The following is a 17,120-nucleotide window of genomic DNA, read 5'->3' as shown; positions in this document are numbered from 1 at the left end:
TGAGTCATCATAAACTTGAGGTAAGAAACCTACATTTTTCGTATCCTGATGGACACGAAGCGGTAAAAAATATATCATTTACAATCCACCATGGTGAATCTGTGGGGATAATTGGTGCGAATGGTGCTGGAAAGTCTACACTACTGAAGTTATTGATGGGTGTTGTATTTCCAGATAATGGAGAAGTTGTGGTAGGAGATGTCCATGTAACAAAAAAGACATTACCGATGATACGTCAGAGATTAGGGCTAGTTTTCCAGGACCCTGATGATCAGTTGTTTATGACAACTGTTTATGATGATGTAGCATTTGGACCACGAAATTACAAGCTTGATGAAAAAGAAGTTGAAAGTAGAGTAGCAAAGGCTTTGGGATTGGTAGGAATAGCCCACTTGAAAGACAGAGCGCCCTTTAAACTATCAGGTGGAGAAAAGCGATGTGCCGCAATTGCATCTGTTTTATCAATGCAACCGGATGTATTGATAATGGATGAGCCAACATCAGCTTTAGACCCTAAATCAAGGCGGAGATTAATTGGTTTATTAAAAAGCTTTGAACATACAAAGATAATCACCAGTCACGATTTGGACATGGTGTTTGAAACCTGTAAAAGAATTATTGTGATAAAAGAAGGTAAAATTGTCGCAGACGGAGACACAGCGGAGATTTTAAACAATGCAAAATTGCTAGATGACTGTGGGTTAGAAATACCTCTTTCACTTCAAAATTGTCCTATCTGTGGAATTTCCAAAGGATAATTCGGAAAATATATTTCTATAAATAGGAAGTTATAAGTTACACAATTAAAGTTAATACTAAAAAGGGTAAAATTAAAATTCTGGAGGTATTAACTATGGGTGTTGTAGGAAATGTAGGAAATGAAAATATGCAGGCTTGCATAAATATTTGTGTGAAATGTACACAAGCTTGTGAAGAGTGTCTTACTTTATGTTTAAAGGAAGAAGATGTAGCAGCAAGAGTAAAATGCATTCAAACCCTTCAAGATTGTATAGATATTTGTTGCTTAGCTACTAAGTTTATGGTTAGAAATAGTGAACATGCAAAACATATTTGTAAAGAATGTGCAGAAATATGTGAAGCTTGTGCTAAAGAATGTGGAATGTTTAAAGATGAACATTGTCAAAACTGTGCAGAGATATGTCGTCAATGTGCAGAAGCGTGTAGACAAATGGGTATGTAGTTATAAGATACAATCAAAATCAGATTCTTAAATCTAGTTTTGATTGTATTTTTTTGTTTTTTGGAATTTGACAATAACTTAAAAAAAGTGTATGGTTATAAATGTCATATGCCAATAAATCATAAGGAGATGAAAATTAATCTACAATTTGCAGAGATTTAATAATTTCAGATGTAGTAAAATAGTTTTGTATAGATGTACTTTGGGAAAAATTTGAATATATTTTAATATATATGCACAAGGAACAATTAGAAAAGAGGTGACGTATTGATTATAGAAATGAGATTTGCAGTACGATATGTTGAAACTGATAAGATGGGAATTGCACATCATTCTAATTATGCAATTTGGTTTGAAGCAGGGAGGACTGAGTTTTTTAAGAAAATTGGTATACCTTATTCAAAAATTGAAGATGATGGAGTTTTGTTACCACTTATAGACTTAAAATGTTCTTTTAAAAAACCTGCTATGTATGAAGATGAAATAATAATAAAAACTAAATTGGAAAATATGACAAATGTAAAAGTTACATTTTCATATGAGCTATATAATTCTTTTAATAATAACTTGATTGCAACGGGAGAAACAACTCATGCGTGGACAGATAAAAATTTAAAGCCAATTAATATAAAGAAAAAACTAAATAAACTATATGAGATTTTAATGAGTATTTAGTTATCTTATATATGAGAAGGATAGTAAAGAATTGTTGGGGGAACTCATTTAGTTGATGCAGATAAGATTAGATTAAATAAAACAATTACATATTTTAAAGAAAAGAATATTCAATTAATTGGTGTGTCTCATTGTACAGGAGAGAATGCAGGAAAAAAGCTTAAAGAAACATTTAGACTTAATATATAAATTAAACCTCTGATACTATCTTAGCATCAGAGGTTTTTGATAGTATAGATAATATAAAAATTTTAATGATTTTTTTATTCTTCATAAGTTCTACATAATATCTAAATATAATAAAAGTAAGAAAACTAAATTATATGAGGAGGTTGTTATTATGTTCTGTGGAGGTTTTGGAGGAGCAGGTTTTATGAATAATGGTTGGTTCCTTCTAATGATGAGTATAAGAATATTTGCATTTATTGCTTTAATAGTACTAGGTATAAAACTATTTAATAAACATACAGATAACTCTAGAAATGCATTAAAAATACTAGATGAAAAATTTGCTAACGGTGAGATTAGTGAAGATGATTATATAGCTAGAAAAAATATTTTACTACAAAAAAGATAAAAATAATAAAAAGTGAGTTAGAAATTTCTAACTCACTTTTTAGAATAATTCATATTTTTAATAAAAGGGGTGGATGTAATTCAAAAGAAAGGTATGTTATTTGTGTTAATGGGATTTTTAGTAATATGAGGAGTAACAGGGATTACCTATGCAAATACAAAGAATGATGTTACAGAAGTAAATAATCTAAAAATAGAACCTTACTTAGATTAAAAAACAAATATTACAAAGATAGTTTTTATGCATAGAAAATAGAATATCAAAACTACACGAAAAAATTGATAGCTCAACTTGAAAATGGTTCGTAAAATAGCCGTTAGGTTATATTTTGTTTATGAAGGAGACGCATATGAAGAAAGCAGATATAAAGCTTATAGTAGGAATTTTTCTAATAAGTTTATTTATACTAGGAGTTTTCAAGTTTGTATCAAAAGATATTAATAAAGGATACGTTATAATTAAGGTGGAAAATGAGATTGTAAAAAAAATTGAAATAAATAATAGGACACAAGGCACATATAACTTTAAGTTTAATAATAACGAGGGAGAGATTGAAATTAAAAATGGAGCTGTTAAAATGAAGGAAATGAGAAAAATTATTTGTCCAAGAGGAATTTGTTCTAAAACAGGATGGATAGAAAAAAGTTATGAGACTATTGTTTGTATGCCAAATAAAATTATTGTAAGTATTGAGCAAATATAATAAATTCAAAATGATATTTTTTAGGGAAGTAGATGATAATGAATAAATCTATGAAAATTATATCATAATTAAATGAAGTAGTTGAAAAATAATATTGTTCAAAACTAAATATATTATGAAAAAACCGTTGATATACTTTATCAACGGTTTAAAAAAGTTTATTCAGCTAATTGCTTGCTGTTATATAAATCTGTATTTAATTCATTTGTAAACTTACTTGAAACTAAACCAGCTACCATAGAGCCACTTACATTAAGTGCAGTTCTAGCCATATCTATTAACGGCTCTATAGCTATTAATAAACCGACCAAGCCTACAGGAAGGCCCATAATAGAAAGAACAGTTAGTGCTGCAAAAGTTGCTCCTCCTCCTACTCCTGCAATACCGAAAGATCCTAAAGCTGTAACTACTATAAGTTTAATTAAAAATGCTGGTGCTAAAGGATTTATTCCGACAGTTGGCGCGATCATTATAGCTAGCATTGCTGGATAAATACCAGCGCAACCATTTTGGCCGATAGTCGTTCCAAGAGATGCAGAAAGATTAGCGTGACCTTCATCAACACCTAGTTTATCAATTTGAGCTTCAACATTAAGAGGTAGTGTACCAGCACTTGTTCTTGATGTAAATGCAAATATCAATACAGGTGCAACTTTCTTCAGGTAAGTAAATGGATTTAAACCAATTAATGTAATTATTAGTAAATGAATAATAAACATTATTAATATTGCAACGTAAGAAGCTAAAACAAAGTTTAATAATCTTAACATCTCGCTATAGTTACTTGAAGAAACTACCTTAGTCATAAGTGCTAATACACCATATGGTGTTAATCGTAAAATTATTGTAACCAGTCTCATAACTACATCGTGTAGAGAATTTATTATTTTAGTAAAAAATTCTGCTGATTCTGGTTTCTTTCTCTCTAATCCTAAAACAGCAACAGCAATAAAAGCAGAAAATACAACTACAGATAATGTAGCCGAGCTAGTTTGGCCTGTCATTGCATAAAAAGGATTTGTTGGGATAATTTCAATTATTTGTTCCTGAATAGGTTTTGCTTGAAAATCGATTAGTCCCGCTTCTAATTCTTCAGTTCTCTTTGCTTCATTTTCTCCTACTTGTAATCCTTGAGCTGTCAAGTTAAAGACACTTGCAGAACCTGCTCCAACTGCTGCAGAAATTGCCGTTGTGATTAAAAGAACGGCAATGATTAAACCTGTTATTTTTCCTAAGTTTTTAGATTTTTGATTAATAATTGCAGATGTTATAGATACAAATACAAGTGGAGTTACTATCATTTTTAACAATCTTACATAGCCTGAACCAATAATAGCAAACCAACTATTAGATTGAGTAACTACATCTGATGATGCTCCATAAATCATTTGAAGTATTGCTCCATATAAAATACCTATCCCTAAAGCTGTAAGCACCCTAGAAGTAAAAGAGTAATGCTTCTTTTGCATCTTAAACAATACATAGACAAGAATAAGCATTACAGCCATACTAAAAACTACAGAGAATGTCGTGTTCATTTTATCTCCTCCTAAACCATTTCAATATTTAAATTATTCTACCTAAAACAGATTACCAGGCCCCTTAAATAATAGATAATCCCCCCTTCTTGTACAATATAACAAATAGTTTTTACATCTTTGAAATTGTAACTATTTCTACCATATTATAGAAAAACATTATGAAGAATTTATGAAGAATTTATGAAGAATTCAAAGTATTTAACATACCTAAAGTAGAAGAAAATAGACATTAAAAATTTAATATTTATTTTTTCTTCATAATTTCTCTATAACTTGCTACTATAATTTAATTAAAATAAATGTAGGAGGTGAGAAATATGAAAAAATTATTATCTATAGCTGTAGTTGGAGTGATGTTTTTAGCTTCTTCTAGTTCTGCATTTGCAGCAAATCACGTATCTGAAATGGCTAAGGCAAAAGGTGGCCAACATGTAGCTGAATGTGCTAAAAGAATGGATAAAGGTATATCAGAATGCTTAAAATTATCTGAGTGCCAAGATGGAATGTAAATCTCTACATATAATTTAAAGAATGAACTATTTATTTTAATGAGATAGTTCATTTTTATTATTGAATAAAAATACAAATAAATTATTGACAAACTGATTGAAAAGAATTATCTTTTAAAAAAGATTATTGAAAATAATAATTAATTTCAGATTTGGAGGTGGTTTTATAAAGGTAATACATTGGAGTGGTACTGGTAATACAGAAGCTATGGCTAATCTTATAGGCAAAGGTATTTCTAACCAAGGTAAGGAAGCGGAAGTTTTAAGTATAGATAAAGTTAGTGTAAATGATATAAAAAATGAAGAACTAGAAGAAAGTGAATTTGCACCTTTTATAGAATTTTTAAAAGATATAGGAAATGGTAAAAAAGCTTTACTATTTGGTTCTTATGTATGGGGCGATGAAGAATGGATGAGAAACTGGGAAGAACAAATGAAAGGATATGGTTTTGAAATTCCTCTAGAGCCTGTAATAGTAAATGAAATGCCTGAAGGTAGTGAAGAAGAAAGATGCATTAACTTTGGAAAAGAAATAGCTAAGCTATAATATTGTTAATCGTCAATGTGCGCAAAAGTGTAACAAAATAGGTATGTGGTTATAATATACAATCAAACCAGATTCTTAAATATAGTTTTGATTGTATATTTTTTTGTATTTGTTAATTTAAATAAATAATTCAGGATAGTAGATAAATTTTCATAAAAAAAATAATGATATTGATTTTCATTAATGGATTGATTATAATAATTATTATCAAGTATTATTCTTTATTTAGCAATTTACGAAATAATAAGCAAAAGGGGGAAAAAAATTGAAAATATCTAGGAGAGATTTCTTAAAATGGTGTAGCGCATCAGCTGTTGCGATGGGAATTACCAAAATGGAATTAGATAAGCTTGAAAGCATTGTAATGGCAGCAGAAACAGCACCACCAGTTATATGGCTTCAAGGCTCAGGGTGCTCAGGATGTACAATATCTCTTTTAAATGCAGTAGAAAACACTACTGTAGATGATTTGTTATTAAATAAGGTTAGTATGAAATACCATTCTAATCTTATGGTAGCAGCAGGACAAAGTGCTATGTCTGTTATTGATGATGCCATAACAATATCAAGTGGAAAATTTATATTAGTTGTAGAAGGTGGAATATCAACTGCAGATAATGGCATCTACTGTACTTTAGGAGAAAGAAATGGTAGACACTGGACTATGTTAGATGCAGTTACGGAATTAGCTCCACATGCTAAATATATTATAGGAGCAGGAACGTGTGCTACATTTGGTGGAGTTGGAAAATTAGGCTCTAATCCAACAGGCATTAAAAATCTAACTAGTGTACTTGATAGAAACAATAGTAAAAAATTAATAAATTTACCAGGATGTCCAGTTCATCCATATACACTAACTAAAACTATAATAGATGTACTGCTGTATGGGCCACCTAAGTTAACTTCAGAAAAAAGTCCCACACAATATTATTCAACAAGTGTACATAATCAATGTCCTTTTAAAGGAACAGCTCAAGTAAGCGAATTAGGGCAAAGTGGTTGTTTAAAAGGATTAGGGTGTAAAGGACCAATAGCAAAGTATGATTGTCCTAATAGAAAGTGGAATAACAAAACAAATTGGTGTATAGGAGCAGGACACCCATGTATAAAATGTTCTAGAGATGATTTTGGAGCTGAATCATTCTATAGCTTTAAATAACTCTGAGAAATCTAATAAATTATAATAAAATGAATACTAGTAGCAAGGGTTAGAGTTGAGTTAAAATAAAACTTAACAGAAACATTACATATACTTAACATTTTATATTAGTTCTTCAATTATAATAAATGATGAAAAGGGATTTCTATATTTTTATAAAGGGGGAACTAAAGTGAAGATATCTAGAAGAGAATTCTTAAAATGGTGTACAGCATCAGCGGCTGCAATGGGAATTACTAAAGTAGAGTTAGACAAGCTTGAAACTATTGTAATGGCAGCAGAAACAGCACCGTCAGTTATATGGCTTCAAGGTTCAGGATGCTCAGGATGTACAATATCTCTATTAAATGCAGTAGAAAATACAACGATAGACAATCTTTTATTAAATCAGATTAGTATGAAATACCATTCCAGCCTTATGGTAGCAGCAGGACAAACTGCTATGTCTATTATAGATGATGCTATAGCAACATTAAGCGGAAAATTTATATTAGTCGTAGAAGGTGGAATACCAACAGCAAACAACGGTATTTATTGTGTACTAGGAGAAAGAAATGGAAGTCACTGGACTATGGTAAATGCAGTTAGAGAGTTGGCTCCACATGCTAAATATATTGTAAATGCAGGAACGTGTTCATCATTTGGAGGAGTTGCAAAATTAGGTACAAACCCTACAGGAGTAACGAGTGTTAGTGGGTTACTAGGAACTACAGTAAGTAGTAAACTAGTTAACTTACCTGGATGCCCAGTCCATCCATATACATTAACTAAAACTTTAATAGATTTATTATTATATGGAATGCCAAGCGTAGATTATAATAGAATGCCAAGAGCATTTTATAGTTATGAAGTACATGATAGATGTCCATTTAGAGAATATGATGAAGTAAAATCTCTAGGTGTTATAGGATGTTATGAGGAGTTGGGATGTAAAGGCCCATCTACATATAATGATTGTCCAACAAGAAAATGGAACAATAAGGTTAATTGGTGTATTGGAGCGGGGCATATGTGTATAGGTTGCGCTGGTAAAAATTTTGGAAGCGGTCCAATATATAAATTTGGAACAGGAACATCATACGATGATTAAAGGGGGAATAAAGCATGACAACTATTAAAATAGATCCAGTAACCAGGCTTGAAGGTCATTTAAAAATAGAAGTTGAAGTAGATAGTAATAACGTAGTAACTAATGCATATAGTTCTGGGACGATGTTTAGAGGATTTGAAAAAATCCTTGTAGGAAGAGATCCAAGAGATGCTATACATATAACTCAAAGAATATGTGGATTATGTCCTGTAAGTCATGCTATAGCATCGGTTAAAGCAATAGAAGAATCGTTTGGATTTAAACCATCTGAAAATGCAAAGCTTATAAGAAATCTTATACAAGGAGCTAATTATTTATCTGATCATATACTTCAATTTTATCATTTATCGTTATTAGATTATGCAAAAGGTCCAAGTCAAAGCCCTTGGACACCAGGATATGACATTGACTATAGATTAAGTGATACTCAAAATAGCGCACTTATAAATAATTACTTAAAAGCATTAGAAATAAGAAGAAAAGCTCACGAAATGGCAGCGATATTTGCAGGTAAAATTCCTCATGTTATGAGTATAGTGCCTGGTGGGGTAACTAAAAAACCTACTCCTACAGATATAACTAACTTTAAAAATTACTTATCGATAGTTAAATCATTTGTAGATAACGTATACATAAACGATGTGAATATTATAGCAAATGCTTATAGCGATTACTACAATATAGGAAAAGGCAGCGGAAACTTACTTACATTTGGAGTGTTTGATATGCCAAATAGTAGTAATACATTATTTGCTCCAGGTACATATACTAATGGAGTTTATGGATCAGTTAATATGAATAATATAAAAGAAAATATAAAGTATTCTTGGTATACTGGAACTTCATCTCATCCATCAAGTGGAGATACAAACCCTGATCATACAAAATCAGGAGCATATTCATGGCTTAAATCACCTAGATACAATGGACAAGTTTATGAAGTTGGACCTCTTGCTAGAATGTTTATGAATAAAGAATATACAAGAGGAATATCTGTTATGGATAGACATATGGCAAGGGCACTTGAAACTAAAAAAATAGCAAATGAAATGACAAATTGGATAAATCAAGTTTCAACAACTGAAAGTACTTATACTCAATTGCCACTTCCTCAATCAGGAGTAGGAGTAGGACTTACAGAAGCTCCAAGGGGTGGACTTGGGCACTGGTTAGATTTCTCATCACAACAAATAAGCAAGTATCAAATAGTAACACCAACTTGTTGGAACGTATCACCTAGGGATGATGCTGGTAAAATGGGACCACTTGAACAGGCATTAATAGGAACAAAGGTTGCTGATATAAACCAACCTATAGAACTTCTTAGAATAGTTCACTCATTTGACCCGTGTACAGGTTGTTCTATACATGTTATAGATAGTGAAAAGAATATAAAAGCTCAGTTTGTAGTGTCTACACCAAATCCTAAGGGGTTATTGAATGTGTAATATAGGTATACTGGGTATAGGTAATATACTTTTAAAAGATGATGGTATAGGAGTTCATATTATAAATGAACTCCTTAAAGAAGACTATCCACAAAATGTAGATATAGTAGATGGTGGAACATCAATACTTGATTTACTAGATGTATTTGTTAAAAATGACAAAATAATAGTTGTAGATACATTAAAAGGTGGCCATGAACCTGGAACAATATACAAGGTAACTCCAGAAGAAATGGGTAGTTACATAAAATCGAACTCATCATTGCATGATGTTCAAGTACTAGATATGCTAAAAAATGCAAACTTACTTGGATATAATCCGAAAGTCATAATTATTGGAGTAGAACCTAGTGAAATAGAATATGACATAGGACTTTCAAATGTTTTAAAAAGTGAATTTACTAATTTATTAAACATAGTAAGACAAGAAATTGAGTTGTCTTTAGAAAATAGGTGATAAAATGCATGAAGTGTCTATAATGGCAGAGGTATTTGATATAATTGAAGACAATGTAAAAAGCCATAATATAAAAAAAGTAAACAAGGTAGTTATAGATATTGGAGAATTTACTTGTGTAGAAGAAAGTTCACTTAGGTTTTCTTTTGATACAATGAAAATAGACACTGTTTGTAAAGATTCAGATTTTATAATTAACAAAATACCTGCAACTGCAAAATGTGATAATTGTGGTGAAGTATTTAATGTGAGTTATACAAATAAATTATGTTCTATATGTAATGAATTTTCCAATAACATAGTAACTGGATATGAATTATCACTACAAACTATAGAGGGGCAATGATATGAAACAGATATTAGTAAAAAAAGATATATTAAAAAACAATAATTCTATAGCAGATGAAAATAGAATATTATTAAATGAAAAGAAAATATTTACCATGAATTTACTGGGTTCACCTGGGGCTGGAAAAACATCAGTACTTGAACAAATAATAGAAAATATGAAAGATGACGTAAATATGTCTGTTATAGAAGGCGATCTTTATACTACTAAAGATGCACAGAGAATAGAAAATAAAGGAATAGACGTTATACAAGTAAATACAGGTGGTGCTTGTCACTTAGATGCAGCTATGATTAAAGAAGCTATGGACAGTATAGATATAGACAATTTAGATTTTTTAGTTATAGAAAATGTAGGAAACTTAGTTTGCCCTGCATCTTATGACTTGAGCGAAGATATAAAGGTTACAGTTATGAGTATAACAGAAGGAAACGATAAACCACTTAAGTATCCTTCTATGTTTCAAAGATCACAAGTAATTATTTTAAACAAAATAGATATACTAGAGTTTACAAACTTTAATATGGATGAATTTTACAATGATATAAGAAGCTTAAATAAAGAAGCTAAAGTATTCGAGGTATCTTGTAGAACTAAAGAGGGTGTAACACAATTATGTGATTACTTAAGAAATTTAATAAACTTAAAGAGGGGGAATTAATATGCCAAGCTTAGGATTACCAGAGTTAATAGTTATATTATTTATAGCACTTATAGTTTTTGGACCGAAAAAATTACCTGATATTGGAAGAGCTGTAGGAACATCTATAAAAGAGTTCAAAAAAGCTACAAAAGGTATAATAGAGGATAATGAAAAAGAAGAAGTTAAGTAATTTTTATAAGGGAGAGATAAAATATGCATAATAACAAAAGTGAAATGGAAATATTAGATCACCTAGAAGATCTTAGAAAAAAACTTATAATCTGCGTAATTTTTATGTTTATACTTTCTATAGTATCCTATGTAAAAAGCGATGAGATAATAGATTTTTTAAAACAACCTTTAGGAAATATAGAATTGGTTTTCATAACTCCTACAGAAGGGTTTATGACTAAAATAAAAGTTGCATGTTTCGGTGGATTAGTACTTTCATCACCAGTTATATTTACACAGACTATATTATTTGTCTCTCCTGGACTTTATAAAAAAGAAAAAATACTACTATATTCATGTCTTCCATTTATAATAGGACTATTTTTGGGAGGGATATACTTCTGTTCTAAATTTATACTTCCAATAACACTTAATTTCCTTATGAGCTTTGGAGGAGCGTTTATTTCTCCTATGATATCAGTTAACAAGTATTTTTCATTTGTTATAATGATAACCCTAGGACTTGGGATAGTATTTGAACTTCCTATGGTAATGCTTTTATTATCTAGAATAGGAATAGTAAGTTATGAAATGTTGTCTAAAAAAAGAAAATATGCCATGTTTATTATAGTAGTTATAGCAGCTATTATTACACCTACTCCTGATATGATTACACTTTTAGCTGTTTCAATTCCTCTTATTATATTATATGAACTTAGCTTAGGGCTTATATTGATATTTGACAAAATGCTGGGAAAGGGAAGTAGTATATATGATGAAGCTTAGAAAATATATTGTTGTAAAAGGAATAGTTCAAGGAGTTGGTTTTAGACCTTTTGTTTATAAAATAGCTGTTGATAATAATTTAAATGGGTGGGTAAATAACACATCAAAAGGTGTTTTTATAGACATTGAAGGGCTTAAGCCTAATATAGATAATTTTATATATGATTTAGAACATAAATCACCTCCATTATCTCAAATAAATGAAATTCTTATAGAAGATAGAGAAGTTTTAGATTATATAGATTTTGAAATAAAACATAGCAAAGAAGATAGTGATGCAATAACATTTATATCTCCAGACTTTGCAACATGTGATGATTGTATAAAAGATATAAATGACAAAAAAAATAGAAGGTATAGATATCCTTTTACGAACTGTACAAACTGTGGTCCAAGATTTTCAATAATAAAGAAACTTCCTTATGATAGACCTGTAACGACAATGGGTGAATTTAAAATGTGTGATGAATGTGCCACTGAGTACAAGGATCCATTGAATAGGAGGTTTCATGCACAGCCAAATGCATGTAGTAAATGTGGTCCACAAGTTGAACTTATTGATAAACACAAAAATAAAATAAATTGCGAAGATGCTATAGAGAAAGCTGTAAGCCTTATAAAAGAAGGGAATATACTTGCTATAAAAGGTCTTGGAGGATTTCATTTAGCTTGTGATGCAACAAATATAGATACAATAACAAATTTAAGAAATAGAAAAGTTAGACCTACAAAGCCCCTGGCTCTTATGATGAAGGATATAGATACAGTAAAAAAATATTGTCATGTAAGTAAAAAAGAAGAAGAAATACTTTTAAATAATAAAAGGCCAATACTTTTATTAAATAAAAAAGGGGAATATTTCCCGAACAATATAGCTCCCAATAACGATAAATTAGGAGTGATGCTTGCGTATACACCACTTCACAATCTTTTACTTGAAGATTTAGATGTATTAGTCATGACTAGTGCAAATGTAAGTGGTATACCTATGATATATGAAAATGATGAAGCTATAGAAAAGTTAAATAACATAGTAGACTACTTCCTTATACACAATAGAGATATTTATATACCTGTAGATGACTCTGTAAGCACAGTAGTATTAGGAGAAGAAAGAGTAATAAGAAATTCTAGAGGTTATGCGCCTATATCTATGAACTTAGACAATACAAATGACACTTTAGCATGTGGATCACATTTAAAAAACACATTTGCTATATCAAAACAAGAAAATGTATTTATAAGTCAGTACATAGGAGATATGGAAAATCTAGAAACATATAATAACTTTGAAAACAATGTATCTCATTTAAAGGAGATATATAATATAAATCCAAAGGTTATAGCCTACGATATGCATCCTAATTATTGGTGCAATGAATTTGTATCTAGAATAGATGCAATAAAAATACCTATTCAACATCATCATGCACATATAGTTAGTTGTATGGTAGAAAACAATGTAAATGATAGAGTTATAGGAATAGCATTTGATGGGACCGGCTATGGAACTGACGGCAATATATGGGGAGCAGAGTTTATGGCTTGTGATTATAAGAACTTTATAAGAGAAGGTCACTTAAACTATGTACATATACCAGGTGGAGATGGAGCGGTTAAAGAACCTTGGAAAATGGCTGTAAGTTATATGTACAACACTTATAAAGATGAATTATATAATTATTTACCAGATAGTTTAACTGATAAAAATATAAAACCATTAATATCTATGATAAAAAACAATATAAACTCTCCTCTTTGTTCAAGTATGGGAAGGTTATTTGATACAGTATCTGCGTTACTTGGATATAAAGATAAAATAACTTTTGAAGGAGAAGCAGCTATACTTTTAGAGAGTATAGCGGATATAAATGAAGATAAAAGCTACAACTACTATATAGACCATATACAAGAAAATTACATTATAGATACTACAAAGCTAATAAAAGGAATTATAAATGATTTAGAATATAACGTAGACAAAAGAAAAATATCTATGAAGTTTCACAATACAATAATAGATATATCTGTTAATATGAGTAATTTATTATCTAAAAAATACAATATCAAAAAGGTTGCATTAAGTGGTGGAGTATTCCACAATGAAATACTTTTAAAAGGTATATATGAGAAACTTACAAATCAAGGATTTGAAGTTTTAACTCATAAACTTATACCTACTAATGATAGTGGTATAAGCTTAGGACAACTAGTTATAGCGAATAACAATATAAAGGAGAGATAGTTATGTGTGTAGCTGTTCCAGTGCAAGTTATAGAGATAATTAATAATGAAGCCATTGTCAATTATGGTGGAGTAAAGACAAAGGTCGATATAAGTCTAGTGCAAGATTTAAAAATAGGAGACTATGTTTTATTACATGCAGGATGTGCTATGCAAAAGATAGATAGTGATGAGGCACAAAAGACTCTAGAACTTTTTAAATTATTAGGCGAATATGAAGACTAGAGGTGGGTTATGAAATATATAAAAGAATTTAGAGACCCTAAAGTAGTTAAAAATATGCTAGAAAAGCTAGCTTCTAAATGTAATAAAGAAATAACAATAATGGAAGTATGTGGAACTCACACTATGAGTATATTTAAAAATGGAGTAAGGGACTTACTTCCTAAAAACATAAAACTCATAAGTGGCCCTGGTTGTCCTGTATGTGTAACTCCACAAGGTTATATAGATACAGCTATAGAACTTTCAAGCAGAGATGATGTAATAATAACTACATTTGGAGATTTAATCAAAATACCTGGAACTAAAAGTACGTTGCAAAAAGAAAAGGCTCTAGGTAGAGATATACGTATTGTATATTCCCCACTACATTCACTAGATATTGCAAAAGAAAATCCAGATAAAGAAGTTATATTTTTAGGAGTTGGATTTGAAACAACAGCGCCTATTATAGCTCTTAGTGTGTATAACGCCAAAAACCAAAATATAAATAACTATAGTGTATTACACTCTATTAAAACTATGCCTCAAACTATGAAAGCTTTAGCCATTGATAAAGAAATAAAAATAGATGGTTTTTTATGTCCAGGCCATGTAAGTACAATAATAGGAGCTAAGCCCTATGAGTTTTTGGCAAGTGATTATAATGTTCCATTAGTTATAGCTGGATTTGAAAGTACAGATATAGTAGCAGGTATATATACACTTGTAGAAATGATAAACAACAAGGAATATAAAGTCCAAAATATATACAATAGATTAGTCAAATATGAAGGAAATGAAAAGGCACTGGATATAATGGATGAAGTTCTGAATCAGTGTAATAGTGTATGGCGAGGTCTAGGTAGTATTGAAAATACAGGATTTGAATTTAAAGAAGAATATAAAATATATGATGTGAAAAATAAGCTTAATATAGAAATTTTAGAAAGTAATCCGCCTAAGGGATGCTTATGTGGAGAGATACTAAAGGGAATCAAAAACCCAACAGAATGTAAGTTATTTGGAAAGGTATGTAATCCTCAAAATCCAATAGGGGCATGCATGGTTTCAGAAGAGGGAACTTGTGCAGCATATTATAAATACGGTAGGTGATGTTATGGATATAGTTACTTTATCACATGGAAGTGGTGGAAAAGCAACAAATAACCTTATAGGTGATATGTTTTATAAACACTTTAACAATGATATATTAATGCAACAAAACGATTCATCTGTACTTGAAAAATTAAATGGAAGAATAGCTGTAACTACAGATTCATTTGTAATAAATCCTATATTTTTCCCAGGAGGAGATATAGGTAAATTATCAGTATGCGGAACTGTAAATGATTTAGCTATGAGTGGAGCAAAACCACTATATATAACTGTAGGATTTATAATAGAAGAGGGATTAAGCTTTGATGACCTTGAAAAAATAGTTATATCAATTGCAAATACAGCAAAAGAAGCTGGAGTTAAAATAGTTGCAGGAGATACAAAGGTTGTTGATAAAGGTAATGTTGATAAAATATATATAAATACTACAGGTATAGGTGTAATAGAAGATGACACTGTATACCTAAGTGGAGATAGTGTTAAGCTTAAGGATAAAATAATAATAAGTGGTACTCTTGGAGATCACGGTGTATGTATTATGAGCAAGAGAAATAACTTAGACTTTGATGTTGATGTAAAAAGTGATTGTGGACTACTTAATAACTTAATACAAGATATATTAAATGTAAGTAAAAATGTGAGAGTTTTAAGAGATCCTACAAGAGGCGGAGTTGCTACAACTTTAAATGAAATAGCAAACCATAGCAATGTAAGTATGATGTTAGATGAAGAAAGCATTCCTATAAAAGATGAAGTTATAAGTATGTGTGAAATATTAGGCCTTGAGCCGCTTTATATAGCAAACGAAGGAAAGTTAGTAGTTATAGTTGATGAAAAAGATGCAGATAAGGTTTTAGAAGTAATGAAAAGTAACCCTATGGGAACTGAAGCCATGATAATAGGGGAAGTAATTGAAGATGATAAAAATAAAGTTTATCTAAAAACTGAAATAGGTGGAACTAGAATATTAAACATGCCAGAAGGCGAGTTATTACCTAGAATCTGTTAGGAGGAGACATTATGTGTGGTATAGATATAGATTTATTTCAAAAACTTGATTTTATAGAATTTAGACAGGATTTATTATTTAGAAATACTGATTTAGATAGATTATTATTTGAAAATAGAGTTACAAGAAGTCAGTATGAAGAGTTATTACAACTTATGGATATGTTTAACAAGAATATGATAGAAAATGTAAATAAAGACGAATTTGAAAGTGCTGTTTTAAATGTAATACACAGTAATAATGAAGATTTGCCTAAAATGTTAGCATATAAGTTTTATAAACAAAATAGATATACAAATGTATTTTCTAATTTATACTAAAATGGTAGCATGTGCTACCATTTTTTAAATGATTAATTGTTGAAAGGATGGTAAGTTTGTATATAAGATATCATGTATTAAAAAATAAATTAGAAGCCTGCTGGGGAGATTGTGAAACATGTCCATATAGTAAATTATAAAGGAGAATGTACACTCTCCTTTTTATTTGGAATTAATATGAATTTAAATTAAGTTTAGTTGCTATTTTAGTGATTACAACATCTTATTCTAAATATATCTTTTAGTTTTATACTAAATGAATAAGCCATAAGTTTTTTTATGCTACCCTATAAACTTGTTTATTAGCATAAATTATCTTAAAAATGTTAATAATAATTCAGACTAATTAAAGGAGGTTTTAATATGCA

At 30.0% G+C, this 17,120-nt stretch carries 21 protein-coding genes; 20 read left to right on the top strand and 1 reads right to left on the bottom strand.

Annotated features, from left to right (window positions below; all coding sequences use genetic code 11):
• From VLM92_RS03195 to VLM92_RS03175, 5 genes are all read left to right on the top strand, one after another.
• The coding region (locus VLM92_RS03195) for an energy-coupling factor ABC transporter ATP-binding protein (protein WP_325274902.1) at nt 1–758 on the top strand (758 nt) is incomplete at its 5' end.
• A 95-nt stretch (nt 759–853) separates the two neighbouring features.
• Nucleotides 854–1,201 carry a four-helix bundle copper-binding protein gene (locus VLM92_RS03190; protein WP_325274901.1) on the top strand — a complete coding sequence of 116 codons (348 nt, stop codon included), beginning with the start codon at nt 854–856 and terminating at the stop codon, nt 1,199–1,201.
• Nucleotides 1,202–1,468: 267 nt separating this feature from the next.
• Entirely contained in the window at nt 1,469–1,876 is a 408-nt protein-coding gene (locus VLM92_RS03185; RefSeq protein WP_325274900.1) for a thioesterase family protein, read from the top strand.
• Between the two features lie 340 nt (nt 1,877–2,216).
• Complete coding sequence (locus tag VLM92_RS03180; protein WP_325274899.1) at nt 2,217–2,453, top strand: SHOCT domain-containing protein; 237 nt, start codon at nt 2,217–2,219, stop codon at nt 2,451–2,453.
• Between the two features lie 349 nt (nt 2,454–2,802).
• Nucleotides 2,803–3,156, top strand: coding sequence for a NusG domain II-containing protein (locus tag VLM92_RS03175; protein WP_325274898.1), 354 nt, complete (start codon nt 2,803–2,805; stop codon nt 3,154–3,156).
• Nucleotides 3,157–3,314: 158 nt separating this feature from the next.
• Here the strand turns inward: VLM92_RS03175 and VLM92_RS03170 are convergent, their stop codons facing one another.
• Nucleotides 3,315–4,694 carry an L-cystine transporter gene (locus tag VLM92_RS03170; protein WP_325274897.1) on the bottom strand — a complete coding sequence of 460 codons (1,380 nt, stop codon included), beginning with the start codon at nt 4,692–4,694 and terminating at the stop codon, nt 3,315–3,317.
• A gap of 320 nt (nt 4,695–5,014) precedes the next feature.
• Here VLM92_RS03170 and VLM92_RS03165 point away from each other — a divergent pair, with 320 nt between their 5' ends.
• From VLM92_RS03165 to VLM92_RS03095, 15 genes are all read left to right on the top strand, one after another.
• Nucleotides 5,015–5,206: a hypothetical protein gene (locus VLM92_RS03165; protein WP_325274896.1), complete on the top strand. Its 192-nt coding sequence runs from the start codon at nt 5,015–5,017 to the stop codon at nt 5,204–5,206.
• 127 nt (nt 5,207–5,333) lie between these two features.
• Nucleotides 5,334–5,753: a flavodoxin domain-containing protein gene (locus tag VLM92_RS03160; protein ID WP_331681670.1), complete on the top strand. Its 420-nt coding sequence runs from the start codon at nt 5,334–5,336 to the stop codon at nt 5,751–5,753.
• 265 nt (nt 5,754–6,018) lie between these two features.
• Nucleotides 6,019–6,915 carry a hydrogenase small subunit gene (locus tag VLM92_RS03155; protein WP_325274895.1) on the top strand — a complete coding sequence of 299 codons (897 nt, stop codon included), beginning with the start codon at nt 6,019–6,021 and terminating at the stop codon, nt 6,913–6,915.
• Nucleotides 6,916–7,087: 172 nt separating this feature from the next.
• On the top strand, nt 7,088–8,005 hold the full coding sequence (locus VLM92_RS03150) for a hydrogenase small subunit (RefSeq protein ID WP_325274894.1): 918 nt from the start codon (nt 7,088–7,090) through the stop codon (nt 8,003–8,005).
• A gap of 14 nt (nt 8,006–8,019) precedes the next feature.
• Nucleotides 8,020–9,453, top strand: a complete 1,434-nt coding sequence (locus VLM92_RS03145; RefSeq protein ID WP_325274893.1) for a nickel-dependent hydrogenase large subunit — start codon at nt 8,020–8,022, stop codon at nt 9,451–9,453.
• Nucleotides 9,446–9,910: a hydrogenase maturation protease gene (locus VLM92_RS03140; RefSeq protein ID WP_325274892.1), complete on the top strand. Its 465-nt coding sequence runs from the start codon at nt 9,446–9,448 to the stop codon at nt 9,908–9,910. Before VLM92_RS03145 ends, VLM92_RS03140 begins: the two co-directional genes overlap by 8 nt.
• Before the next feature lie 4 nt (nt 9,911–9,914).
• Nucleotides 9,915–10,256 (top strand): hydrogenase maturation nickel metallochaperone HypA, encoded by a 342-nt coding sequence (gene hypA / locus VLM92_RS03135; protein WP_325274891.1) that lies wholly within the window; start codon nt 9,915–9,917, stop codon nt 10,254–10,256.
• Between the two features lies 1 nt (nt 10,257).
• Complete coding sequence (hypB, locus tag VLM92_RS03130; protein ID WP_325274890.1) at nt 10,258–10,920, top strand: hydrogenase nickel incorporation protein HypB; 663 nt, start codon at nt 10,258–10,260, stop codon at nt 10,918–10,920.
• A 1-nt stretch (nt 10,921) separates the two neighbouring features.
• Complete coding sequence (locus VLM92_RS03125; RefSeq protein ID WP_325274889.1) at nt 10,922–11,092, top strand: twin-arginine translocase TatA/TatE family subunit; 171 nt, start codon at nt 10,922–10,924, stop codon at nt 11,090–11,092.
• Between the two features lie 23 nt (nt 11,093–11,115).
• Nucleotides 11,116–11,859 carry a twin-arginine translocase subunit TatC gene (gene tatC, locus VLM92_RS03120; protein ID WP_325274888.1) on the top strand — a complete coding sequence of 248 codons (744 nt, stop codon included), beginning with the start codon at nt 11,116–11,118 and terminating at the stop codon, nt 11,857–11,859.
• On the top strand, nt 11,846–14,104 hold the full coding sequence (gene hypF / locus VLM92_RS03115) for a carbamoyltransferase HypF (protein ID WP_331681669.1): 2,259 nt from the start codon (nt 11,846–11,848) through the stop codon (nt 14,102–14,104). Before tatC ends, hypF begins: the two co-directional genes overlap by 14 nt.
• Before the next feature lie 2 nt (nt 14,105–14,106).
• The gene (locus tag VLM92_RS03110; RefSeq protein WP_325274887.1) at nt 14,107–14,328 is read left to right on the top strand and encodes a HypC/HybG/HupF family hydrogenase formation chaperone; all 222 of its coding nucleotides are present in this window, start codon (nt 14,107–14,109) and stop codon (nt 14,326–14,328) included.
• A 9-nt stretch (nt 14,329–14,337) separates the two neighbouring features.
• A complete protein-coding gene (gene hypD, locus VLM92_RS03105) occupies nt 14,338–15,420 on the top strand; it encodes a hydrogenase formation protein HypD (RefSeq protein WP_325274886.1) in 1,083 nt (360 codons plus the stop codon).
• Nucleotides 15,392–16,432 carry a hydrogenase expression/formation protein HypE gene (gene hypE / locus VLM92_RS03100; protein WP_331681668.1) on the top strand — a complete coding sequence of 347 codons (1,041 nt, stop codon included), beginning with the start codon at nt 15,392–15,394 and terminating at the stop codon, nt 16,430–16,432. Before hypD ends, hypE begins: the two co-directional genes overlap by 29 nt.
• An 11-nt stretch (nt 16,433–16,443) precedes the next feature.
• Complete coding sequence (locus VLM92_RS03095; protein ID WP_325274885.1) at nt 16,444–16,752, top strand: DUF1878 domain-containing protein; 309 nt, start codon at nt 16,444–16,446, stop codon at nt 16,750–16,752.
• Nucleotides 16,753–17,120: the final 368 nt, after the last annotated feature.

This window comes from Romboutsia sp., from assembly GCF_035470145.1.
Classification (GTDB): Bacteria; Bacillota; Clostridia; order Peptostreptococcales; family Peptostreptococcaceae; genus Romboutsia_D.
Note: the sequence above shows the minus strand (reverse complement) of the source record. Positions and strands in the feature narration are given on the sequence as shown.